Source organism: Conexibacter sp. DBS9H8 (genome assembly GCF_023330685.1).
Taxonomy (GTDB): Bacteria; Actinomycetota; Thermoleophilia; order Solirubrobacterales; family Solirubrobacteraceae; genus Palsa-465.
In genome coordinates, this window is sequence record NZ_CP097128.1 from 2,863,238 (window position 1) to 2,885,851 (window position 22,614).

Annotated in this window: 24 protein-coding genes; 12 read left to right on the forward strand and 12 right to left on the reverse strand. The window is 72.7% G+C overall.

Going from position 1 to position 22,614, the window contains the following annotated elements:
• Positions 1 to 14: 14 nt before the first annotated feature.
• The 7 genes from rpsI to M3M55_RS13700 all read right to left on the reverse strand — a co-directional run bounded on the left by rpsI (position 15) and on the right by M3M55_RS13700 (position 6,535).
• A complete protein-coding gene (gene rpsI / locus M3M55_RS13670) occupies positions 15 to 431 on the reverse strand; it encodes a 30S ribosomal protein S9 (RefSeq protein WP_371878766.1) in 417 nt (138 codons plus the stop codon).
• A gap of 362 nt (positions 432 to 793) precedes the next feature.
• Positions 794 to 1,228 (reverse strand): 50S ribosomal protein L13, encoded by a 435-nt coding sequence (gene rplM / locus M3M55_RS13675; RefSeq protein ID WP_249010052.1) that lies wholly within the window; start codon positions 1,226 to 1,228, stop codon positions 794 to 796.
• Positions 1,229 to 1,301: 73 nt separating this feature from the next.
• Positions 1,302 to 2,888, reverse strand: a complete 1,587-nt coding sequence (guaA, locus tag M3M55_RS13680; RefSeq protein ID WP_249010053.1) for a glutamine-hydrolyzing GMP synthase — start codon at positions 2,886 to 2,888, stop codon at positions 1,302 to 1,304.
• Entirely contained in the window at positions 2,872 to 4,074 is a 1,203-nt protein-coding gene (locus tag M3M55_RS13685) for a GuaB3 family IMP dehydrogenase-related protein (protein WP_371878767.1), read from the reverse strand. The genes guaA and M3M55_RS13685 overlap by 17 nt, the downstream gene beginning before the upstream one ends.
• A gap of 141 nt (positions 4,075 to 4,215) precedes the next feature.
• Positions 4,216 to 5,175: a 1-phosphofructokinase family hexose kinase gene (locus M3M55_RS13690; RefSeq protein ID WP_249010055.1), complete on the reverse strand. Its 960-nt coding sequence runs from the start codon at positions 5,173 to 5,175 to the stop codon at positions 4,216 to 4,218.
• Positions 5,176 to 5,296: 121 nt separating this feature from the next.
• Positions 5,297 to 6,253 carry an orotidine-5'-phosphate decarboxylase gene (pyrF, locus tag M3M55_RS13695; protein ID WP_249010056.1) on the reverse strand — a complete coding sequence of 319 codons (957 nt, stop codon included), beginning with the start codon at positions 6,251 to 6,253 and terminating at the stop codon, positions 5,297 to 5,299.
• A 9-nt stretch (positions 6,254 to 6,262) separates the two neighbouring features.
• Positions 6,263 to 6,535, reverse strand: a complete 273-nt coding sequence (locus M3M55_RS13700) for an HU family DNA-binding protein (protein ID WP_249010057.1) — start codon at positions 6,533 to 6,535, stop codon at positions 6,263 to 6,265.
• Positions 6,536 to 6,730: 195 nt separating this feature from the next.
• On the opposite strand from M3M55_RS13700, the gene M3M55_RS13705 reads away from it, so the two are divergent.
• Entirely contained in the window at positions 6,731 to 6,871 is a 141-nt protein-coding gene (locus tag M3M55_RS13705; RefSeq protein WP_249010058.1) for a hypothetical protein, read from the forward strand.
• On the opposite strand, the gene M3M55_RS13710 is transcribed toward M3M55_RS13705, so the two are convergent.
• From M3M55_RS13710 to murI, 4 genes are read right to left on the reverse strand one after another with little or no spacing between them, the layout of a single operon-like run.
• Positions 6,858 to 7,745: a cation diffusion facilitator family transporter gene (locus M3M55_RS13710; RefSeq protein WP_249010059.1), complete on the reverse strand. Its 888-nt coding sequence runs from the start codon at positions 7,743 to 7,745 to the stop codon at positions 6,858 to 6,860. The genes M3M55_RS13705 and M3M55_RS13710 overlap by 14 nt on opposite strands.
• On the reverse strand, positions 7,742 to 8,356 hold the full coding sequence (locus M3M55_RS13715; RefSeq protein WP_249010060.1) for a non-canonical purine NTP pyrophosphatase: 615 nt from the start codon (positions 8,354 to 8,356) through the stop codon (positions 7,742 to 7,744). Before M3M55_RS13715 ends, M3M55_RS13710 begins: the two co-directional genes overlap by 4 nt.
• A 5-nt stretch (positions 8,357 to 8,361) precedes the next feature.
• A complete protein-coding gene (gene rph, locus M3M55_RS13720; RefSeq protein WP_249010061.1) occupies positions 8,362 to 9,090 on the reverse strand; it encodes a ribonuclease PH in 729 nt (242 codons plus the stop codon).
• On the reverse strand, positions 9,087 to 9,929 hold the full coding sequence (gene murI / locus M3M55_RS13725; protein WP_249010062.1) for a glutamate racemase: 843 nt from the start codon (positions 9,927 to 9,929) through the stop codon (positions 9,087 to 9,089). Before murI ends, rph begins: the two co-directional genes overlap by 4 nt.
• Before the next feature lie 19 nt (positions 9,930 to 9,948).
• On the opposite strand from murI, the gene M3M55_RS13730 reads away from it, so the two are divergent.
• From M3M55_RS13730 to M3M55_RS13745, 4 genes are all read left to right on the forward strand, one after another.
• On the forward strand, positions 9,949 to 10,941 hold the full coding sequence (locus M3M55_RS13730; protein ID WP_249010063.1) for a glycosyltransferase: 993 nt from the start codon (positions 9,949 to 9,951) through the stop codon (positions 10,939 to 10,941).
• Between the two features lie 570 nt (positions 10,942 to 11,511).
• Positions 11,512 to 12,063 carry a zinc ribbon domain-containing protein gene (locus M3M55_RS13735; RefSeq protein ID WP_249010064.1) on the forward strand — a complete coding sequence of 184 codons (552 nt, stop codon included), beginning with the start codon at positions 11,512 to 11,514 and terminating at the stop codon, positions 12,061 to 12,063.
• Positions 12,060 to 12,647 (forward strand): hypothetical protein, encoded by a 588-nt coding sequence (locus tag M3M55_RS13740; protein WP_249010065.1) that lies wholly within the window; start codon positions 12,060 to 12,062, stop codon positions 12,645 to 12,647. The genes M3M55_RS13735 and M3M55_RS13740 overlap by 4 nt, the downstream gene beginning before the upstream one ends.
• Positions 12,648 to 12,784: 137 nt before the next feature.
• On the forward strand, positions 12,785 to 13,585 hold the full coding sequence (locus M3M55_RS13745; RefSeq protein WP_249010066.1) for a class I SAM-dependent methyltransferase: 801 nt from the start codon (positions 12,785 to 12,787) through the stop codon (positions 13,583 to 13,585).
• Between the two features lie 48 nt (positions 13,586 to 13,633).
• Here M3M55_RS13745 and M3M55_RS13750 read toward each other — a convergent pair whose 3' ends face one another.
• Positions 13,634 to 14,569, reverse strand: a complete 936-nt coding sequence (locus M3M55_RS13750; protein WP_249010067.1) for a histone deacetylase — start codon at positions 14,567 to 14,569, stop codon at positions 13,634 to 13,636.
• A 23-nt stretch (positions 14,570 to 14,592) separates the two neighbouring features.
• Between M3M55_RS13750 and M3M55_RS13755 the strand changes: the two genes are divergently transcribed.
• The 7 genes from M3M55_RS13755 (at position 14,593) to M3M55_RS13785 (ending at position 22,550) form a co-directional block, all read left to right on the forward strand.
• Positions 14,593 to 16,071: an L-aspartate oxidase gene (locus M3M55_RS13755; RefSeq protein ID WP_249010068.1), complete on the forward strand. Its 1,479-nt coding sequence runs from the start codon at positions 14,593 to 14,595 to the stop codon at positions 16,069 to 16,071.
• 165 nt (positions 16,072 to 16,236) lie between these two features.
• Positions 16,237 to 16,674: a hypothetical protein gene (locus M3M55_RS13760; RefSeq protein ID WP_249010069.1), complete on the forward strand. Its 438-nt coding sequence runs from the start codon at positions 16,237 to 16,239 to the stop codon at positions 16,672 to 16,674.
• A 14-nt stretch (positions 16,675 to 16,688) separates the two neighbouring features.
• Positions 16,689 to 18,602, forward strand: coding sequence for a hydantoinase/oxoprolinase family protein (locus tag M3M55_RS13765; protein ID WP_256469059.1), 1,914 nt, complete (start codon positions 16,689 to 16,691; stop codon positions 18,600 to 18,602).
• Positions 18,599 to 20,110 carry a hydantoinase B/oxoprolinase family protein gene (locus tag M3M55_RS13770; RefSeq protein WP_249010070.1) on the forward strand — a complete coding sequence of 504 codons (1,512 nt, stop codon included), beginning with the start codon at positions 18,599 to 18,601 and terminating at the stop codon, positions 20,108 to 20,110. Before M3M55_RS13765 ends, M3M55_RS13770 begins: the two co-directional genes overlap by 4 nt.
• On the forward strand, positions 20,107 to 20,985 hold the full coding sequence (locus M3M55_RS13775) for an NAD(P)-dependent oxidoreductase (protein WP_249010071.1): 879 nt from the start codon (positions 20,107 to 20,109) through the stop codon (positions 20,983 to 20,985). Before M3M55_RS13770 ends, M3M55_RS13775 begins: the two co-directional genes overlap by 4 nt.
• Before the next feature lie 132 nt (positions 20,986 to 21,117).
• Positions 21,118 to 21,747 (forward strand): DUF1802 family protein, encoded by a 630-nt coding sequence (locus tag M3M55_RS13780; protein ID WP_249010072.1) that lies wholly within the window; start codon positions 21,118 to 21,120, stop codon positions 21,745 to 21,747.
• A gap of 47 nt (positions 21,748 to 21,794) precedes the next feature.
• Positions 21,795 to 22,550 carry a hypothetical protein gene (locus M3M55_RS13785; protein WP_249010073.1) on the forward strand — a complete coding sequence of 252 codons (756 nt, stop codon included), beginning with the start codon at positions 21,795 to 21,797 and terminating at the stop codon, positions 22,548 to 22,550.
• Positions 22,551 to 22,614: the final 64 nt, after the last annotated feature.

Genomic DNA, 22,614 nt, shown 5'->3' on the forward strand with positions numbered 1-22,614 from the left:
CGTTCCGGGACCGGTCAGCGCTTGGAGAACTGCGGCCGCTTACGGGCCTTCTTGAGACCGGCCTTCTTGCGTTCCTTCACGCGCGGGTCACGGGTGAGGAAACCGCGGCGCTTGAGCTCACCGCGCAGGTTCGGATCGGCCTCGAGCAGCGCCCGGGCGATGCCGTGCCGCAGTGCGCCCGCCTGGGCGGCCACCCCGCCGCCGTGCATGCGGGCGATAACGTCCATCCGGTTCTCGTACCCGACCGTCTCAAGCGGCTGGCGGATGATCCGGCCCAAGGTCGCACGCGGAAAGAACACGTCGAGCGGCTTGCCGTTGATCAGATATTCGCCCGTTCCCGGCTTGAGGATGACGCGGGCGACGGCCGTCTTGCGCTTACCGGTGGCGGTGTAGCGAGCGCCGGCGGCGAGGTCGATCGCGGCGTCGGTGATCGGCGTGGCCTCAGCGTCGATCTCGGCGGCGGCGGCGGCGCGGGCGGCGGCCTCTTCGGCCTCCGCCTCCGCGGCGGCGCGGGCCTCGGCGTCAAGGTACTGGTCACCGTCGGTGACGAGGTCCGGGATGAGATCCATGCCCGGGATCGCCGGTTTCACCCGGGGGGTCTCGTCCTCGTCGATGTACTCGACCTCGGCGGCGGGCGCGGGGGCGGCGGGCGCGGGCGTCTCCTCGGGGGCGGCGGGCGTCTCCTCGGCGGCGGGCGCGGGGGCGTCGGCGGCGGGCGTCTCCGCGGCGGCCTCAGCCGGGGCGTCGGGCGCGGGGGACGGGGTCTCCTCGTCCGGGGTCAGGTTCTCGTCGGTCACGAATGAATCTCCATCGGAACGGGCTGCTGGGCGGCGTGCGGGTGCTCGGGCCCGGCGTAGATCTTCAGTTTGGTCAGCTGCTTGCGGGCGAGCCGGTTACGCGGCAGCATCCCCTTGACCGCTTTGCGGATGACCTCTTCGGGCTGGCGGTCGAGCTGCTCGGCGAGCGTGCGCGACTTCAGCCCGCCCGGGTAGCCCGAGTGGCGGTAATACAGCTTGTCCTCGAGCTTGTTTCCGGTCACCGCGATCTTCTCGGCGTTGACGACGATGACGAAGTCGCCGGTGTCGATGTGCGGGGTGTAGGTCGGCTTGCGCTTGCCACGGAGGGCGTCAGCGATCTGCGTCGACAGGCGACCGAGCGTGAGGCCCGTCGCGTCAACCAGGAGCCAGTTGCGCTCGCGGTCGGTGGGTTTGGCTACGTAAGTCTTCATGGCGTGAAAAAGGCCGCGCGAACCGGCGCGGCAGGAGCACGATGATAGCGGGCCCGCGGGTGCATCCGCGGGGTCATTCCCACTCGATCGTTCCGGGCGGTTTGGAGGTGATGTCAAGCACGACGCGGCCGACCGGCCGGATCTCGTTGATCAGCCGCCGTGAGATCTGTTCGAGCAGGTCATAGGGCAGGCGCGCCCAGTCGGCGGTCATCGCGTCATCGGAGGTGACGGCCCGGACAACGATCACGTTGCCGTAGGTCCGCTCATCCCCCTGGACACCGACGGTGCGGATATCCGGCAGGACGCAGAAGGACTGCCACAGGTCCCGGTAGAGGCCGGCGCCGCGGATCTCCTCCTGGAGGATGGCGTCCGCCTCACGCAGGATGTTGAGCCGTTCCCGGGTGACCTCGCCGCCGACGATGCGGATCGCCAGGCCCGGCCCGGGAAACGGCTGGCGCCAGACGAACCGCTCGGGCAGGCCGAGCTCGGCGCCGACCGCCCGTACCTCATCCTTGAACAGGGTTCGCAGCGGCTCGACGAGCTCGAAGTCGAGGTCGGCGGGCAGACCCCCGACGTTGTGATGGGACTTGATCACCGCGGTCCCGTGCCCGCCTCCGGATTCGATCACGTCCGAGTAGAGCGTGCCCTGAACGAGAAAGCGGGCGTTCTCGAGCTTGGCCGCCTCCTCCTCAAAGACACGGATGAACTCGTTGCCGATCACTTTGCGCTTGGCCTCTGGGTCGCTGATCCCGACGAGCCGGCCGAGGAAGCGCTCCTGGGCGTCGACGGCGATCAGCGGGACATGGAAGTGATCGCGGAAGGCGCTGACGACCTGCTCGCCCTCATTCTTGCGCATCAGGCCGCCGTCAACGAACACGCAGGTGAGCCGGTCGCCGATCGCCCGGTGGACGAGCAGTGCCGCGACCGTCGAGTCGACGCCGCCCGACAGCCCGCAGATCGCGCGTCCGTTCTCGCCGATCTGCGCGCGAATCCGGGCGACCTGCTCCTCGATCACGCTCGCCGCACTCCACGACCCGTCACAGCGGCAGATGTCGGTGAGGAAGTTCTCCAGGACCTGCTGACCGTAGGGCGTGTGGACGACCTCGGGGTGGAACTGGATGCCGTAGATCTGGCGCTCGAGGGATTCGAAGGCAGCAACCGGAGAGGCGGTCGAGGAGGCGAGCGCGGTGAACCCGGGCGGAGCGGCGAAGACGGTGTCTCGGTGCGACATCCAGCAGGTCTGCTGCTCGGGGGTGTGAGCGAGCAGCCGACCGGAGACCCCGACGCTCAGCTGTGAGCGCCCGAACTCGCCGACCTCGGCGCCCTCGACGCGCCCGCCCAGCTCGAGCGCGAGCAGCTGCATGCCGTAGCAGATGCCGAGCACGGGAACCCCGAGCTCGAGCAGGGCGGGGTCGAGCACCGGCGCCCCGTCCGCGTAGACGGAGGCGGGACCACCGGAGAGGATCAGCCCACGCGGGTGGAGGGCGGCGACCTCCGCGACGTCGACGTGGTGGGGCAGCAGGGTCGAGAAGACCCCGCACTCCCGCACCCGGCGGGCGATCAGCTGCGAGTACTGGCCTCCGTAGTCGAGGACGACGACGCTGTTGGCCTCGGCCGGCTCCGCGGCCGAGGCCGCGGAGCGATCAGTCAGTGACGCCAACCGTCTGAGCTCCACCCCGCGCACCCATGCCGACCCCCTGGTCCCGTTGCAGATGCTTGCCTTCGGTCTGCAGCGCGGGCGCGACGAGCAGCTCGGCGCGGTTGAACTCGGCGATGTCCCGGTAACCGCAGGTCGCCATCGACGTGCGCAGCGCACCCATCAGGTTGAACGTGCCGTCGTTTTCGTGGGCGGGCCCGGTGAGGATCTCCTCGAGGCTTCCGTTCTGCCGGGTCGAGACCCGCGTCCCCCGGGGTAGCGTCGGGTGGAAGGTCGCCATCCCCCAGTTGAAACCACGGCCCGGCGCCTCGTAGGCCCGGGCGAGCGCGGAGCCGAGCATCACCGCGTCCGCCCCGCAGGCGATCGCCTTGGCGATGTCACCGCCGTTGCGCATCCCGCCGTCGGCGATCACGCGCACATAGTCGCCGGTCTCGAGCATGTGCTGGGAGCGGGCGGCGGCGACGTCGGCGATCGCGGTCGCCTGAGGCACGCCGAGTCCGAGCACCCCGCGGGTCGTGCAGATCGCACCGGGGCCGACGCCGACGAGCACCCCGGCCGCGCCCGTCCGCATCAAATGGAGGCCGGCCGGGTAGGTCGCACAGCCGCCGACGACGACGGGAACGTCGAGCTCGCGAATGAACTCCTTGAGGTTGAGCGGCGGTCGGCTCTCGTCCTTGGAGACGTGCTCAGCTGAGACGACCGTCCCCTGGATGACGAGGATGTCGAGACCGGCCTCGAGCGCCACCTCGTAGTAGCGCTTGACCTTCTGCGGGGTGAGGGAGGCGGCGGCGACGACCCCCTGGGCCTTGATCTCCTTGATCCGCTGGGCGATCAACTCCGGCTGGATCGGCTCCTGGTAGATGTCCTGCAGCTCACGGGTGGCGATGTCCTTGGAGTAGGTCGAGATCCGCTCGAGAATCGCGTCGGCGTCCTCATAGCGGGTCTGGATCCCCTCGAGGTTCATCACCGCGAGCCCGCCGAGCTTGCCGATCACCCCGGCGGTCGTCGGGTTGACCACGCCGTCGAGGGCAGCCCCGAGCAGCGGCAGTTCGAACCGGTAGGGACCAAGGGTCCAGCTGATGTCGACGTCGTCGGGGTCCCGGGTCCGTCGCGACGGAACGATCGCGATGTCATCGAATCCGTAGGCCCGGCGGGCCTTCTTCCCGCGTCCGATCTCGACTTCCATCAGCGGAGGGTAGGGCAGTGGGTGGACGGCATGGAGGAACCCCTCTTTCAGCGGCGGGAGCGGCGATGCGGCGCGTGGCGGCAACCAGCGATTGATGGCTCAATTTAGCAGCGGGAGCGGCCGGAGCCCGGGCTCCGGAGCCGCCTAGAAGACCCGGTCGCCGAGGGCGAGGCGGGTCACCTCAACGGCATCCGCGAGCCGCTCCACCCGGGCCGGGTCGAGCACTCCTGCGCCGACGTGCTGGGTCGATTCAGCCCCACAGGCGACCCCGTGACGGAGGCAGTCGGCGGGCTCGCGTCCGAGGTAACGGGCGGCGACGTAGCCGCCCAGGAAGGCATCGCCCGAGCCGATCGGGGAGACCGCCTCGAGCGGAGGGATCATCGCGCGGTAGATCGCCAGCTCGTTCTCCTCGCGCACCTGGGCATAGCAGCCGTCCGGCACGGTCATGATCGCCTCCGCCGGCCCGAGGCTGACGATCTCAGCGACCGCGTGGGCGCGATCGTCGGCGTCGTTGAACTCCCGACCGACGAGCTCCTCGGCCTCCAACTCGTTCGGGGAGACGACGGTCGGCTCAGCTTTGGCGGCGTGACGGAGCTGCTCCCCGTCGGTGTCGATGATCGTCGTCACCCCGAGCTTCTTGACGTCCCGGACGAGGGTCGCGTACGCGTCCGCATCGAGCCCGCGCGGCAGGCTGCCGGCGAAGACGACGATCGAGGCGCCCGCGGCGAGGTAGATGAGCTTCTCCCGGAACAGCTCGAACTCGTGCGCCGACACCGACGGCCCACGCTCGTTGATCTCGGTATGCAGACCGGTGGTGGGGTCGAGCACGGCCGTGTTGGTGCGGGACTCCTCGCGGATGCGCAGGAACGAGGTGAGGATCGACTCGTCGTTGAGCGCTTCAACGATCCGGGTACCGGTCGCCCCGCCACAGAGCCCGCAGGCGATCACCGGCTGGCCGAGGGCTTTGAGCGCGCGCGCGACGTTGACGCCCTTGCCGCCGGGCATCGTCACCTGGCCGACGGTGCGGTGACGCCGCCCGGGGGTGAAGGTGGGTACCTCGAGCGTCCGGTCCAGGGCCAGGTTGAGAGTGACGGTGATGATCATCTCGCCTCCAGTTTCCGCTCGCGTCCGCCGGAAGGGACGGCGAGCGCGACCCAGCGTAGACGGTCCTCATCCGCCTGGCGAGCCCTCACCACTTCCCGGGCCGACGGTGGGGCAGGGCCGCTCAGGCATGGTCGACGGCGAGCGACCAGGCGAGCGCGCGGACGCGTTCGGCCTCACGGGCCGCCGCGTCGGCCGGGTCCCCACCGCGCTCGGCGGACGCGTCAACGAGTGAGCGCGAGAGCGACGCGAGGCCGCCGGCCGGCCCGGGGGCGAACACCGGGGCGAGATCCTCGATGCGGCCGCCCTGGCGCCCGATACCCGGCAGCAGGAAAGGCGTCCGCGGCATCAGCGCCCGCAGCGCGGCGATCCGGTGCGGTGCGGTGGCTCCGACGACTGCGCCGACGTCGGAGAGGCCACTGGCGCCCACTCCGCCGGCTCCGAAGCCGTCGAGTAAGCGGGCGACCCGCTCGGCGACGGTGCCCCCGGCGATGAGCGGCAGCTCCTGGAGGTCGGCCGCCCCCGGGTTTGAGGTCCGTGCGAGGACGAACAGGCCGGCGGAGGCGGCCCGGGCGGTGCTCAGGAACGGTTCGAGCGCGTCGACGCCGAGGTACGGGTTGACCGTCAGCGCGTCCACCCCGAGGCCCGGCACCGGCCCGTATGGCGTCGGAGTCGCCCCGAAGTAGGCCTGGGCATACGCGGCGGCGCTGACGTCGATGTCGCCGCGCTTGGCGTCCGCGATCACGAGCAGACCCGCCTCCCGAGCCGCCTCGACGGTCGCCGCGAGCGCCTCCCAGCCCGGCGCTCCGAGTCGTTCGAAGCAGGCGACCTGGGGCTTGACCGCGACGCAGTGATCGGCGACGGCGGCGATCACGAGCCGACAGTGACGGGCGACCGCATCCGCCGCCTGCTGAGCCGGCGGGCCCGGACGTCCGGGCCCGCCGGTCAGCGCCACCGCACGCGGCCACAGCCGCGCCGGATCGGGATCCAGGCCGAGCACGATCTGAGACTGACGCCGCCGGACGTGCTCGGTCAAACGGTCGCCGAAGGTCGTTGTCGTCACCTCCGCGACCCTGGTCACATGCGGTGCCTAGTTGACGGCCTTCTTGAGGGCCGCTCCCGCGGTGAACTTCGGCACGTTCGAGGCGGCGATCTGAATCTTCTCTCCAGTCGCCGGGTTGCGGCCCTCCCGCGCGTCGCGCTTGGAGACGCTGAACTTGCCAAAGCCCGAGAAGCTCACTTCGCTGCCGCGCTTGAGCGCCTCCTCGATCGTCTCCAGGACCGCATCGACCGCGTCCGCCGCGTCCTTCTTCGTCAACCCTGCGCGGTCCGCAACCTGGTCGATGAACTCCGCTTTCGTCACTTGTTCTGCTCCTCTGGGATCGTAGGAATGGCCGAAGCTAACACGGTTTCCGGATGGTCTGAGTGCTTTTGTGCCCGTGACGGGCCTCCCCGACACCCCCCGGAACGCGGGACGAGGCTCCGAGGGAGCGGCCCCGACCCGGCCCGGGCGCGACGTGACGGCGCAGCGACCGGGCTGGGGAGAACAATGGTCGGCGTGAACCTCGCGCGCATCTCCTGGTCCGTCTGTGCCGCCCTGTTCTTCGCCGCCGGGCTCATCCTGCTCGCTGAAGCCTACCTCGGGTACGCGATCGTCACGCTCGTGATCGCGCTCGCGGCGGCGATCAACGCGTTTTGAGCTGCTGGCCGGGTCGGACCCGGTCGGCCGGCTCGATGTGGATGAGCACGTCGGCGCCGCCGAGGGCGGTGGTGACCTGATCCTGCAGCTCGTGGGCGACCCGGTGGGCGTCCTCGAGGGAGGTGCCGGACCGGAATTGGATGTGCACGTCCACGTAGCGGCGGGAACCGGCCGACCGGGTTCGCAGGGCGTGAAACCCGACGACGCCGCGCTCGGCGAAGCCCGCGATCTCCGCCTCCACGCGGGTGACCGCATCGGCTGGCAGGGACTGGTCGACGAGGACCTGACCCGCCCGGGCGAGCAGCCGCAGGCCGGTGATGACGATGACCGCCGCGACGATCAGCGCGGCGACCGGATCGATCCACTGGGCGCCGGTGAGATCGACGAGGACGAGGGCGGCGAGGACACCGAGCGTGCTGAGCGCATCGGTGCGCAGGTGGGCGGCGTCACCCTCGAGGGCGGGAGATCCGGTCACCCGTCCACCACGAGCGACGAGGGTGGAGACGACGAGGTTGACGACGGCGGAGATGACGAGCACCGCGATCCCGACGCCGTAGTCGTGGTCGGAGCCGCCCCGGATCAACCGTCGCAGCGCGGCGAAGGCGATCAGCGCCGAACCGAGCAGGATCAGCACCGCCTCAATCGCCGCGGCGAGGTTCTCGACCTTGTCGTGCCCGTAGGCGTGCTCCCGGTCAGCCGGCTCCTCGGCGACGCGGATCGACAGGACGGCGACGATCGATGCGACGAGATCGACGCTTGAATGGATCGCCTCGGTGAGAATCGCGACCGAGCCGGTGAGGGTCCCAGCCACGACCTTGAGCAGGATCAGCGTCGCGTTGGAGACGACCGAGAGGACCGCCGTCCGCTGCTTCATCGCGGCGGGTCCACGCTGCGGGCGACCTGCCAGCGAGCGAAGGCGCGGACCGCCTCACCCCGGTGGCTGATCCGGTCCTTCTCAGCCTCGCTCAGTTCGGCCATCGAGCGCCCCGTGGCGTCCGCGTGCACCCCGTCCCGGTCAGGCAGGAACGCGGGGTCATAGCCGAACCCGCCCTCCCCCCGTGGGGGCACGAGCAGCGTTCCGTCGCAGACGCCGGAGAAGAGGGCCTCCTCCCCGTCCGGGGCGACCCAGGCGACCCAGCAGACGTAGCGAAGCGGACTGCCGGCGGGGACCGACCCGATCAGGAGCGCGAGATTGTCCGCGTCCGTGGCCGTCTCACCGGCAAAGCGGGCCGAGTGCACCCCCGGGCGGCCAGCGAGCGCGGCCGCCTCGATCCCGGAGTCGTCGGCGATCACAGCCACCCCGAGGGCGACGGCGGCCACCCTCGCCTTCCCGAGCGCGTTCGCCGCATAGGTATCGCCGTCCTCGGGGCCGAGGACGACCTCTGCCGGGAGTGCCGTCACCGCAAGGCCGTAGGGCGCGAGGATCCGCCCGACCTCCGCGAGCTTGTGGGCGTTCCGCGTCGCGAGGACAACCGGAGCGGACATCGCCGTCAGGCCGCCGCCGGGGCCGCCCCGTCCTGGGCCACACGCAGCCGGGCGACACCGACCTCGGCGAGGGCGAGCAGGTCGTCGAGGTGGGTCCGCGACAGCGGGGTCCCTTCGGCGGTCGCCTGCACCTCGACGAGCCCACCGTCTGCGGTCATCACGACGTTGGCGTCGACCTCGGCCCGGGAGTCCTCGCTGTAGTCGAGGTCGAGCAGCGGCACCCCGTCGACGACGCCGGCGGAGATCGCCGCCACCGAGCCGATGAGCGGGCTGTGCTCGAGCAGGCCCCGGCCGAGCAGGTCGGCGACCGCGAGACGGAGGGCGACCATACCGCCGGTGATCGCGGCACAGCGCGTACCGCCGTCGGCCTGGAGGACATCACAGTCGATGTAGATCGTGCGTTCCCCGAGCCGGCCGAAGTCGACGACACCCCGCAGGGAACGTCCGATCAGGCGCTGGATCTCCACCCCGCGCCCGTCCGCCCGTCCGCGGGTGATCTCACGCGGTTTGCGCTCGCCCGTCGACGCGGGCAGCATCCCGTATTCCGCGGTGACCCAGCCGCGGCCACGCCCGCGCATCCAGCCGGGCACGCTCTCCTGCACCGAGGCGGTGCAGATCACCCGCGTCTCCCCGACGCTGATCAGGGCCGAGCCGGTGGCCGTGCGCACAAAGCCCGGTTCGATGCTGATCGGACGGGGTTGGTCGGCGGCGCGGCCGTCACGGCGAGCGGTCATGGCGCCACCATATCCACCGGTGCCACGTTGACGAGCTCGACCGCACCGAAGGGGAGCTGGAGGAAGCGGACCCCAACCTCCCGGAAGCGGTCGGGCGCGGCGGTGCACTGGAAGCGGTAGCTGCCCTCTCCGGGGCGCGGATTGAGTCGCTGACGGGCGGCGAGGGCGCGTTCGACCGACCGCGCGACCCCGGCTCCGGAGCTGACGAGGCTGACACCCCGGCCGAGCGCGCGCTGAAGCATCGGGGCGACGAGCGGGTAGTGGGTGCAGCCGAGGATCACGGTGTCGACCTCCGCCTCGGTCAGCGGGGCGCAGTAGCCGCGGATCATCTCGACGAGCGCCTCATCGAAGGGAAAGCCGCTCTGGATCGCCGGGGCGAGGTCGGGGCAGGCGACGCTCTCAAGGTGGACGTGAGGGTCCGCGGCGGCGACCGCGGTCGCATACGCGCCGGAGAGGACGGTCGCCCGCGTGGCGAGCACGCCGATCCGGCCGCTCCGGGAGCCGGCGACGGCGAGCTGTGTGGCCGGGGCGATCACCCCGATCACGTCGACGTCGCTGCCGATGCTCTGCAGGTGGTTCTGGAGCGAGTGCAGCGCCGCCGAGCTCGCGGCGTTGCAGGCGATCACGAGCAGCTTCGCGCCCGCGGCGAGCAGATGGTCGGCGATCTGCGCCGCGAACACCTTCAGCTCGGCCTGAGTCCGCTCTCCGTAGGGGAAACGGGCGGTGTCTCCGAGGTAGACGTAGTCCTCACTCGGCAGACTGACGAGCAGCTCATGGAGGACGGTGAGGCCACCGACGCCGGAGTCGAACACGCCGATGGGACTGGTGGGACTGACCATGCTGGTTTGATGGTGTCAGGTGTCCCCGCCGTCCCCGCTCAACGCCCTCGTGGTGACGAACATGTTTCCGAGCCCCGCCCGGCCCGCGTTCGGGCGCTTCGTCGCCGACCAGGTCGATGCGCTCGCCCGTCTCGATGATGTCGACGTCGAGGTGTTCGCCTTTCCGGGCGGCTCCCCGAGCCGCTACCTGCGGGCCGCCGCCGTTGCCCGCCGCCGCTTCCACGCGCGCCGGTTTGACGTCGTCCACGCCCACTTCGGCCTGTCGGCGTGGCCGGCGCTCGCGGTGCCCGCCCGGGTTCGGGCGGTGACGCTGCACGGCAGCGACCTCGCCCACCCCCGCTCGGCGGCGATCACCCGGGCGGCGCTGCCGTGGCTCGATCTCGTCGGGGTCGTGTCGGCCGAGCTGGGAGGTCAGGTGCCGCCGTGGGCGGCCCGCGGCGGCGTCCAGGTTCTCCCCTGCGGCGTCGACCTCACACGGTTTGGGCCGCTGGCGCGGGCCGAGGCCCGGCATGCACTCGGGCTTGCGCCCGAGGTGCCGTGTGTCCTGTTTCCCGCCGCCCCGGCACGCCCCGAGAAGCGCTTTGACCTTGCCGAGGCGGCCCTTGCCGGGGCTCGAGCGCGCCTGCCGGCCGAGCGCGCCGCCTCCGTCCGCCTGTTGAGCCTCGGCGACGTCGCGCCCGAGCGGGTGCCGCTGTACGTCAATGCGGCCAACGTCGTCGTCATTCCCTCTGACCGAGAGGGGTTCGGCCTCGCCTGCCTGGAGGCGCTCGCCTGCGACGTGCCGGTGCTGTCGACACCCCACGGTGTCGCCCCGGCCGCGCTCCAAGGGCTGGACGGCTGCCACTGCGGCGAGTTTGACGCCGCCGAGTGGGCGGCGGCGATCGCGGCCCATCTCGGCGAGGAGGATCCCCGCGTGCCCGGCCGGGAGCGCGCGCGGGCCTTCTCCGCCGAGGCGATGGCCGAGCGGGTCCTCACAAGTTGGCGGGGTCTGCTCGTGGGCGCGGCCCGTTGAGCCCCTGGCCACCTCCGGCGCACCCCTCCAGGATGGTCACAAGTAGGCTTTGGCCAGGGTGCATCGAACCTCCCCACCCATGCCCCGGAGCGTGACTGGACCATGAGCATCCTCGACGAGATCGCTCGCCGTCGGCGTGCCTCCGCGCTGCGCCGGCTCGCCCCGCCGCCGGGCGCGATGCCCGCACACTTCCCCGGTGCCCGCCCCCGCACCCCAGGCGCGCCGCCCCGGCCCGCGCCTGCGTCTGAACCGGTCCGCCCGCCTGCGTCTGAACCGGTCAGCCCACCCGAGTCAGTGACCCCCGCACCGCTCCCAGCGGCCACCGCTCCGCTGCTCGCCGTCATTCCCGCACCGGCTCCGCCTCACGCTCCCCAGCCCGAACCGGAGCCCGAACCGGAACCCGAACCGGAACCCGAACCCGAACCGGAACCCGAGCCCGCGCCGGAACCGGAGCCCGAACCCGAGCCCGAGCCCGAACCCGAGCCCGAGCCCGAGCCGGAACCGGAGCCGGAACCGGAACCGGAGCCGGAGTCGGCCCCCGAACCGCCGCCTGCACCGGCCCCCGCCCGGGTGCCGCCACCCACCGCGGAGCGTCCGCTGCTCGTCGACGGGCCCGCCCCGGCGCGCTACCAGGCCTGGCTGCCCCGCCCCGACCTGCTCGCGCTCACCGCCGACCCGCCGACGTCGACCGGCCTCGTCCCCGTCAGCCGGCCGGAGACGACCCCGACCACCCCGGAGACGGCGATCCATCGCGCCCTCGCCCTCCCGGGCTTCCTCGCCCGGGCCCAGCTGCGCCGGCGGATCCGGTACCTCCGACATCTCCGGGAGCTCCAACTGCGTGACCTCGGCGGTTTCACGCTGGAGTTGCACCGGTTCGGCCGCGACCGGCCCGAGCTCGTCGAGGCCAAGCTCGCCTCGGCCGCCGAGACCGACCGCGAGCTGCGCCAACTCGAGCTCGTCCTCACCGGCCGGGTCCGGTTGGCGGAGGTCCGGGAGCCGGGGATCGGCGGGGCGTGCGCCAGCTGCGGAGCCGTGTACGGCAGTGAGGATCGCTTCTGCTCCAACTGCGGCGAGCCCCTGCCCGGCACCCCTGTCCGCCACGACGACGGGCCGTCTCGATGACCGACCTCGCCTCCCCCCTCGCCGACCCGCCGAGCCGGCCTGCCGCGGTCTGCACCGTCTGTGGCCGCCCACTCGCGCCCGATCAGGAGTGGTGCCTCGAATGCGGCTCCGGGCGCACGGTGATCGCCGGTGCGCCCGACTGGCGTCTGCCCGTGCTCATCGTCGCGGTCGTCCTCGCGATCGTGCTCGGAGGTGCGGCGCTGCTGCTCGGCGCCCTCAACCGCCACGCGGGCACCCTCACCGTGATCACGACCATCGCCGCCCGGCCGTCCGGCGGCCCGGGATCGGCTCCGACCCCGGCGAACTGGCCGCCGGGGCTCGACGGGTACACGGTGATCCTCGCGCGCGCCCCCTCCCGAACGAGTGCGACCGCGACCGCCGACCATCTGCTCGGCGCCGCTCTCCCAGACGTCGGGGTGATCGACACCGCCGAACACCCGGAGATGCCCCACCCCGTCACCTGGGAGGTGTTCAGCGGGCGCTATCCGACGTACGCGGCCGCTCAGGCCGCCGCGAGGACGATCGACGCCCACGGGCACCCCGGGGCCCACCCGGCTCTCGTCCAGCGGCCCGGGCAGGGCTGAGCGACCACCACCCCTGCCCACAGCGGCACCACAGCACTCCGTCTCTGCCCCACGCCGTTCAAGCCCGCCCGGCTCCGGCCGATCACCCGGCTGGGTTCCGTGCGAACCCTCGCGCACGCCGTGTCAGGAGATCCGAGATGTGGTTCAACCAATCCCTCACCCACCAGTTCGCCTTTGACCACACCGTCGAGGCCTACACCGACGCGCGCCTCCGCTTCGACCTCTCCCTCGTCGAGGCGATGGCCGACGCCGCCGACCTGTTTCCCGGAGATCGGGTCTATGAGGTCGGGGCCGGGAGCGGTCAGCTCACCGACTCCCTGCTCGCCTTCGGCCTCGAGGTGACCGCGAACGAGCCCGCTCCCGGCATGCGCGGCCGGCTCCGTGCCCGCCTCGCCGATCGGGTCCGCATCGACCCCGACACGTTCGAGACCGCCGCGATCCCCGACGGGACCTTCAGCGCCGTCTTCGCCGCCAACAGCTTCCACTGGATCGATCCGGCGATCGCCTTCGAGAAGGCCCACCGGATCCTCGAGCCCGGCGGCGCACTCGGGCTCGTCTGGAACTTCTCCTTCCTCCAACCCGATGCGCAGGGCCGGCTCAACGCCTCGGCGTTCGCCAGCCACGACGAGCTCATGCACGACCCTGGCCTCGGGATCGACGCCTTCTCCGAGGTGATGGCCAGCGGCCGCGCGCTGATCGCCGCGAGCGGACGCTTCACCCCCACCTGGTGGGACTGGCGCACCCTCACGCGGCGGCTCAGCCTCGACGAGTACGCCAACCTCACCGTCTCCTACGCGAGCACCGCCGCCGAGCCGCCCGAGGTGCGCGAGGCGCTCCGCTGCGCGATCCACGCCGACCTCGGCGGCCTCGGCCTCGAGACGGTCGAGATCACCGATCACGTGTACGCGGTCGTCGCGCGCGCCCGCACCGAGCCCTGACGGACCCGCGCCCGCTCCCCGCGCCCGCTCCCCCGTCCGCGCACCCGCTCAGGCCGCGGTGAGCGCCTCCATCACCGCGACGAGCGACCGGGCGAGCGCGCCGGTGTCGTAGCCTCCCTCGAGACAGACCCCGAGCGGGATCCCGAGTCCGTCCGCGAGCGCGCCGACGCGGGCGCCGAGGCCGTGAAAGCCGTCGTCGGTCACCTCACAGGCGGCGAGCGGATCATCGGCGTGGGCGTCAAAGCCGGCCGAGACGAGCAGCAGCTCGGGGGCAAAAGCGACGACCCGCTCGCTCACCTCCCCGACCAACCGGGACAGGAAAATCTCATCCCCGGCGCCCGGGGGCACCGGCAGGTTGACCGTCAGCCCGGCGCCCGGCCCCACCCCGATCTCCTCCCGGCGACCGCTGCCCGGATACAGGGGCATCTGGTGGATCGAGCAGAACAGCACCTCCGCCGAGGTCCAGAAGATCTCCTGGGTGCCGTTGCCGTGGTGAACGTCCCAGTCGACGATCGCGACACGGGACAGGCCGTGGGTCGAGAGCGCGTGACGAGCGGCGATCGCGACGTTGTTGAACAGGCAGAAGCCCATCGCACGGTCGGCGCAGGCGTGATGGCCGGGGGGCCGGTGGGCGCTCACCCCGACGCGGTGGCCGCCGCCGAGCAGCCCGTCGACGAGCGCGATCGCGCCGCCGGCGGCATGCCGCGCCGCCCGCTCCGAACCGGCGCTGAGCACGGTGTCGGCGTCAAGGGCGACCCGCCCCTCCCCCGCCGCCGCCGCCGCGGCGGCGATCGCGGCGATGTGCTCGAGCGGGTGCACGAGGGCGAGCTGGTCGTCAGAGGCCGCCGGGGCGAGGGCCCGCTCCCAGCCGAGCCAGTTCCGAGCCGCGAGGTGAGCCTCGATCGCCACGATCCGGTCGGCGCACTCGGGGTGGGCGCCGGTGTCATGATCGAGGGAGGCGGGGTGGGAGAGGTACAGACTCACCGGGCAGTACCGTACTGGCCACCATGTCCGGCCTGCCCACCCACGGTGTGCGGGACCTGATCGTCGTCGGCGCCGGGGGCGCGGGGCTCTACACCGCCCTGTGCGCTGCGCGCGACGGGGCTCGGGTCACGCTCATCTCCTCGCGGCCGCTCGCGGAGGCGAACAGCTACTGGGCCCAGGGCGGGCTCGCCGCCGCGGTGGCCGACGAGGACAGCCCGGCCGCCCACCTCGCCGACACGGTCGCGGCGGGGCGTGACGCCGTCAAGCTGAGCGCCGCGCGCGTGCTCACCGAGGGGGCTCCGGAGATCGTCGCCGACCTCACCCGGCTCGGGGTCACCTTCGACGCCGACCGCGAGGGGCGCCTCGCCCTCGGGCTCGAAGGCGGCCACCGGATCCGCCGGGTCGTCCACGCCGGCGGAGCCGCGACCGGACGGCGGATCGTCCGCCAGCTGTCGGCTCTCGCCGCCGAACATCCGCTCATCGACGTCCTCGAGGGGACGCCGGTGACGGCGATCCTCACCCACGACGGCCGGGCCAGCGGGGTGGAGCTGCGCGGTGGTGAGCGCCGCCTCGGGACCGCGACGGTGCTCGCCACCGGAGGGGCGGCCGCCCTGTGGGCCCGGACGACGAACCCGCGCCCGGCCGTCGGCAACGGGATGCTGCTCGCTTTCCGCGCCGGGGCCGCCCTCGCCGATATCGAGCTGATGCAGTTCCATCCGACCGCGGTCGTCGGCACCAACGGAACCTCCCAGGCCGACGGGTTCCTCGTCACCGAGGCGATCCGCGGGGAGGGCGCGATCCTCTGCAACCGGGCCGGCGAGCGGTTCGTCGACGAGCTCGCCCCCCGCGACGAGGTCGCCCGGGCGATCCACGACGAGCTGCTGCGCTCCCGCGCCACCTCGGTCGCCCTCGACATGCGCGGTGTCGACCCCGGGCTGTTCCCGAACGTCGTCAGCCACCTCCGCTCGGTCGGGATCGACCCCGAGCGGGAGCTGATCCCGGTCGCCCCGGCCGCCCACTACATGATGGGCGGGATCGCCACCGACCTCACCGCGGCGAGCAGCGTGGCCGGGCTGTACGCGGTCGGCGAGTGCGCCTGCACCGGCCTGCACGGCGCCAACCGCCTCGCCTCCAACTCGCTCACCGAGTGCTTCGTCTTCGGCCGCCAGGCCGCCCACGCCGCGTTGGCGGAGCCCGCGCTCGCCGCGGCAGCGGCCGCCGCTTCCGTCTCCACCTCGACAGGCCCGCCGCCCCCGCTCACCCAGGCGAGCCGGGAGGCGTTGTGGCGTGACGCGGGGCTGCAGCGAACCGGCGAGGGTCTCGCCCGCCTGCGGGAGGACGCGCACCCGCTCGTGCGCCTGATCGCGACCGCCGCGATCACGCGGACCGAGAGCCGCGGCGCCCACAAGCGCGACGACTTTCCCGAGCGTGATCCGGCCTGGGATCACGAGCACGTCGTCCTCACCCCGGGGAGCGCCCCCGCCCGCGAGCACTGGGCCTGACCCTCAGCCGGCACGCCCGCCCCGGCGGCGGTACGATCCGCTCAGTGAGCGGGATCACGGATTAACCCGCGGTTAATAGTTGCGGTCGAGTGCAATTCACATTCGGCGGGGACAATCGCCACCGCGGAACAAGAGGCCCGGCAGGCAGCCGGAAAGGAGAGGGACATGTACCGCTTCAGCAGGGCGATCTACCGAGAGCTCGCCGACGAGATCATCGAGAGCCCGACGGGAAACCGATACACCAACCACGAAAAGGTGTTACGGGCGTGCGAGTCGGCGGTCGAACGGCTGGCGACCGATCGCCACTACTTTGCGCGACCGACGCGCACCCTCTTCAATGACATCCGCTGCTTCTTCCCGATGGCCTCACAGCGGCGCGTGTACGCGGTCGTCGAGCGCTACCTCGCCTTCGCGGACGAGTTCCTCGCCAACCAGCCCAACAACGGCTTCGACGTGTACGGGAACCCGCTCCAGTGCCGCGCCTCGACTCGCAAGGGCACGCCCTGTCAGCGGATGCCCCTCCCCCACAACGGCTACTGCCCCTCCCACCAGCACCTCGCCGAGACCGAAGAGCTCCAGCGGACCGCGGCGGCGGCCGCCTGAGCCCCGGCGCCCTGATCGGCGTCGACGTCGGCGGCACCTTCACCGACGCCGTCCTCCTCGCCGAGGGGCAGCTGCATACCGCCAAGGTACCGAGCACCCCGGCCGACCCGTCCGCGGGGGTGCTCGCCGCGATCGACGCCGTCCTCGCCGCCGCCGGCCTCGCCCCGTCCGCGGTCGGCACCCTCGCCCACGGGATGACGGTCGCCACGAATGCGCTGCTGGAGGGCAACAGCGCACGGGCGGCGCTGCTCGCGACCGACGGCTTCACCGACGTGGTCGAGCTCGCCCGTCAGAACCGCCCCGCCCTCTACCGCCTCCAGGAGCGCGGACCCGCCCCCCTGATCGGCCCGGAGCTGCGCTGGGGCGTGCGGGAGCGGATGACCCCGGCCGGACCGCTGCTCACGCTCTCCCGTGAGGAGGCAGAGCGGCTGGCGGTCTGTGGGACCGCCAGCCGCGTCGACGCCGTGGCCGTCGTCCTCCTGCACGCCTACCGTCACCCCGAGCACGAGCGGGCGATCGCCGACGCCTTCACGCGCCTCGCCCCCGGCGTCTCGGTTCACCTCTCCAGCGAACTCGTCGGCACCTTCCGCGAGTACGAGCGCGCCGCGACGACCGAGCTCGACGCCGCCCTCTCCCCGCTGCTGGCCGGATACCTGCGGCGGCTCGCCGACGCCTGCGACCGCCGGGGCCTGCCCGCACCGGGGATCCTCGCATCCCAGGGCGGGCTGATCGACCTCGAGACCGCCGCCGCGCACGCCGCGCTCACCGTCCTCTCCGGTCCGGCCGGCGGTGCCGCCGGGGCCGCCCACGTCGCCCGGGGCCACGGGCTCACCGATGCGCTCTGTCTCGACATGGGCGGCACCTCGACCGACGTCTGCCTGATCGCGGACGGGGTGGTCGCCGAGCACGCCGAGGGACGCGTCGCCGGCCGGCCCGTCGCCCTCCCGACGCTCGCCATCCACACCGTCGGAGCGGGCGGCGGCTCGATCGCCTGGGCCGATGCGGGCGGCGCCCTCCGCGTCGGCCCCCGCTCGGCCGGGGCCGACCCCGGCCCCGCCGCCTACGGGCGCGGAGGCGTGCACCCGACGGTGACCGACGCGAACGTCCTGCTCGGGCTGCTCGATCCGGCCGTCCCGCTCGCCGGGGGCATCCGCCTCGACGCCGACGCCGCACAGCGGGCGATCGCCGGGCTCGCCGGCGAGCTCGGGCTGTCGACCCGGGGCTGTGCCCGTGGCATCCGTACCGTCGTCACCAGCGAGATCGCCGGTGCGCTCAGTGCGGTCACCCTCGAGCGGGGGGTCGACCCGCGCGCGCTCACGCTGATCGCCTTCGGCGGCGCGGGCGGCCTGCATGCCGCCGAGGTCGCCGAGGCGCTCGGGATCGGGTCGGTGCTCGTCCCCGGAGAGGCCGGGGTGCTCGCCGCGCTCGGGCTCGTCGTCGCCCCGGCCCGCCGCGACCGGGCCCAGAGCGTGCTCCTGTCCGGGGCGGGGTTCACCGACGCGGCGCTGCGGGGCGTCGTCGACGAGCTCGCGGCGCAGGCGGCGGCCGGCCTCGGCGGCGTTGCGGACCGGTTCACCCTCGCCGCCGAGCTGCGCTACGTCGGCCAGAGCTTCGAGCTTCCCGTCCGCGCCGATCCGGCGGCGGTCACCGCCGCGGCCCTGACCGCCGCCTTCGTCGCCGCCCACGTGCGGCGCTACGGCTTCTCCGAGCCCGACGGGGAGGTCGAGCTCGTCACCGTCCGCGTCAGCGCCCACGGGCCCGCGCCGGAACTGCCGGGCCGCGGGCTTGCCGCCCGGGTCCGCCACCACCACGGTCCGACAGTGATCCGCCGGCCCGAGACGACGGTCGTCGTCCCGGCCGGGTGGACCGCGAGCGAGGACGCGAGCGGGACGGTGGCGCTCGCCCACGCCAGCGGGGGCCGGCCGTGATCGACGCGATCGAGCTCGCGCTGCTCACCGGCTCGCTCGCCCACGCCTGTGAGGAGATGGGGCGCGTGCTCATCCACTCAGCGCACTCACCGAACATCAAGGAGCGCCGCGACGCCTCCACCGCCCTGTTCAACGCGGACGGGGAGATGGTGATGCAGGCTGAGCACATCCCCGTCCATCTCGGCGCGATGCCCGCCGCCGTCGCGGCGGTCCGGCCGCTGCTCGACGCTCTCGGCCCGCCCGCCCGCTGGCCCGCCGGGGAGGAGCCGGCCTTCCTGCTCAACGACCCCTACGCCGGCGGGACCCACCTCCCCGACATCACCGTCGTCGTGCCCGTCCGGGCCGGGGCGCATCTGATCGGCTTCGCCGCCGCGCGGGCCCACCACGCGGACGTCGGCTCCCCGACCCCCGGGTCGATGCCCGCCGACAGCGTCACCCTCGCGGATGAGGGCGTCGTCATCTCTCCCCGGCGCCTTGACGACGCGACCGTTGAGGCGCTCGTCACGCAGATGCGGGCCCCCGCTCAGCGCCGCGCGGACCTCCGCGCCCAGCTCGCCGCCTGCCGGACCGGTGCGGCGCACCTGCGCGCGCTCAGCGACCGTCACGGGGTCAGCGGCCTCACCGACGCGCTCGCCGAGGTGCTCGACTACGCGGAACGGCGCACCCGGGCGGGGATCACCGCGCTCGGTGACGGGGTGCGCACCGCGAGCGACCACCTCGAGACCGCCACCGGCCTGCTCACCCTGCAGCTGCGCGCCACCATCGCCGGTGACACCCTCACCCTCGACTTCAGCGGCAGCGCCCCCGAGTATGCGGGGAACCTCAACTGCCCGCTCGCGGTCACCACCTCGGCCTGCTATTTCGCCGCCAAGGTACTCACCGACCCGGACATCCCCGCCAACGCGGGGGCGTACCGTCCCGTGCGGGTGATCGCCCCGTCCGGCTGCCTGCTCAACGCCCGCCCCCCCGCCGCCGTCGCCGCCGGCAACGTCGAAACCTCCTCCCGGGTCGCCGACCTCGTCTTGGGCGCCTTCGGTCTCGCCCTCGGGCAGGGGACGATGAACAACCTCACCCTCGGGGACGCCGACCGGGTCTACTACGAGACGATCGGCGGCGGCCAGGCGGCGAGCGCCACCGCCGACGGACCCTCCGGGGTCCACGTGGCGATGTCCAACACGCTCAACACCCCGGTGGAGGCACTGGAGCTGGAATACCCGCTGCGGATGGTCCGCTATGCGCTGCGCCGGGGTTCGGGCGGCGCGGGGACCCACCGCGGCGGTGATGGCGTGATCCGCGAACTGGAGGCACTCGCCCCGCTCACCTACTCGCTGATCACAGAACGCCGGCAGCTGGCCCCGGCCGGCGCAGCCGGCGGCGGCCCCGGCGCCCGCGGGCGCAACACACTCGACGGTGTCGAACTTCCGGGCAAGTGCGTCGGCTCCCTCGCGCCCGGCCAGCGGCTGCGTATCGAGACGCCCGGCGGCGGCGGCTATGGTGCGCGGCCATGAAGATCGCCTTCCTCGGGCTCGGGATCATGGGCTCTCGCATGGCCGCCAACCTCGTCGGCCACGGCCATCAGCTGACGGTCTGGAACCGCACCGCGGCGACCGCCGAGGCCTTCGCGCAGACGCACGGTGCCTCGGTGGCAGCGAGCCCGGTGGCCGCTGCCACCGCCGCCGACCTCGTGATCACGATGGTCGTCGACGGCGACCAGGTCCGCGAGCTGCTGCTCGGCCTCGACGGGGCCGCCCACGCACCGGGGGCGCGGACGTTCGTCGACTGCTCGACGATCGGGCCGGCGGCGGCGGTGGCGATCGCCGCCGACCTGGCCCGGCACGGCCACCGCTTCCTCGACGCGCCGGTCACCGGGTCGAGCCCGCGGGCGCAGGACGGCACGCTCACGTTCATGGTCGGCGGGTCCGCCGACGACGTCGCGACGGTGCGGCCGGTGCTCGAGCGGATGGGGTCGCTGATCGTCCACGCCGGCCCGGTCGGCCAGGGTCAGGTGGTGAAGGTGATCAACAACGCGCTCGCGGCGATCAACGCGGCCGCGCTCGGCCAGGCCCTCCTCGTCGGGACCGCGGCGGGAGCGGACCTCGATGCGCTCGTGGCGGTCGCCGGGGCGGGCAGCGGCGGCTCGGTGATGCTCGACCTCAAGGCCCAGCCGATGCGGACACACGACTACCGGCCGCTGTTCAAGCTCGACCACATGCTCAAGGACGTCCGGCTCTGCCTCGAGGAGGCGGCCGGCGCCGGGATCGCCTTTCCGTTCGGATCCGAGGTCGCCGAGCTGCTCGCGGAGGCCTCGGCGATGGGGTTCGGGGACGCCGACTTCGCCGCGGTCATCGAGGCTTTGGAGTCACGGGCAGACCTTCGTTTATAGTCGAAAAATGTGCTTCTTTGCGGGAATGTTTGGGGATTTGAGGAAACTCACGTAGGATTAGTCGGGTTCCGGATGGTCGTCTCACCCACGATTGCCCGGGCAGTCACAACTCCATCTCTCCCACTGGATCACATGCCGATTGCTTTTAAAGAATGGGCGGTTACCGTCCGTGCGCTGGCAGAGGGCGAGCAGCTCTTGACGCTACGCAAGGGCGGCATCCGCGAGCCCGGGAAGCACTTCTCACTTGAACATGAGCGGTTCTTCCTCTACCCCACCTTCGACCATCAGAGCACCGATCTGGTGCGCGAATCCCACCGTCCCGAGCTCGCTCGCGCGCTCGAGGAGGGTGTCTGGTCCGAGGACGAGCCATCCCCGACCGCGGTTCTCCGCGGGGCGGAGATCAGCCAACCTGACCGTGTACGTATCCGGGCCTGGGCTGAGGTCGCGGCGCACTACACGATCAGCGATCGCCGAGCGGTCGATGCGCTGTCTCCCTTCTACGTCTGGAGCACCGATTACGCGGAGAAGCGGCTCGATTGGAAGCGCCGCCACCCCCTCCACGTCATCCTGCTGCGGACCTACCGGATCCCGCGACCGGTGACGGTCAAGGTCCGAGACGAGTACGGCGGCTGCCGCTCGTGGCTGCAGATCACCCGGGACCTGCCCTTTGAGGGCACCCCGGTCCTCTCCGACGAGGAGTTCTTCCGCGCCGCCGAGGAGATCGCGGCGATCGCCGGCGACCGTCAGCCCGCTCTGGTCTGACGCCTCGACACGGGGCGGCCAACGCCGGCCGCCCCGTCTCTGTGTCGATGGCCTGGGTCGAGTCACACTCGCCGTCCTTTTCCTGCCGCCACTCGGAGGAGTGCACGGAGGATGTCGCCCGCCTGCTGGCCGGGATCGAGGACCTGCGCCTGCGCCTCGCCGGGCCCTTCCCCCGTCCCGTGGACGGGCTCACCTTCATCCTCCATGACGGGCCACGGTCGCTCGCGGCCGCCAACCCGCTGCTCGCCGCCCTGTGGCGGCGGACCGACGTCGCCAGCCGTCCCCTCCTCACCGGCTGGGTGGGCAGCCGGGAGATCCACCTCCTCTCTCCGCCCGCCCTGCTCGAGCGCGCGGAGGGCAACCCCGCACTCGCGGCCGTGCTCGCCCACGCCGCCTCGACCCTGTACACCCGCCGTGTGATCGTGGAGGCCAACCACGACCTGCACCGAGCCCTCGCCCCCGCCCGCACCGTCGTCTCGCTCCGCTGGGCCTGGCTGCTGGAGGGCGCCTCGCGCTGGTTCAGCGGGGAGACGGCGTCAGCCCGCCCGTCGATCGTCGCCCGCCTGCGGTCCGGCGCCCAGCCGGAGTTCCCCCCCGCGGTCCGGGATGCGCCGCTGCTCGCGGGGACGGTGATCGACCTGCTCGTCCGCGAGGAGGGCGAGTCGGCGGCGATCGAGCTCGCCGGCCGGCTCCACCCCGGCGGGGCGCGGGCGGCGCTGACCAAGGCCTTCGGTGGGCGGCCGCTCGTCCACACGGAGGGGGCGTGGCGGTCGTACCTGTCCCGGCTCGCGTCCTCGAACTGAGGCGGGGCGCGCCGGGGTGGCCGGGCGGCCGGGCGGCCGCGGCGGCCGGGCGCCGGGCGCCGGG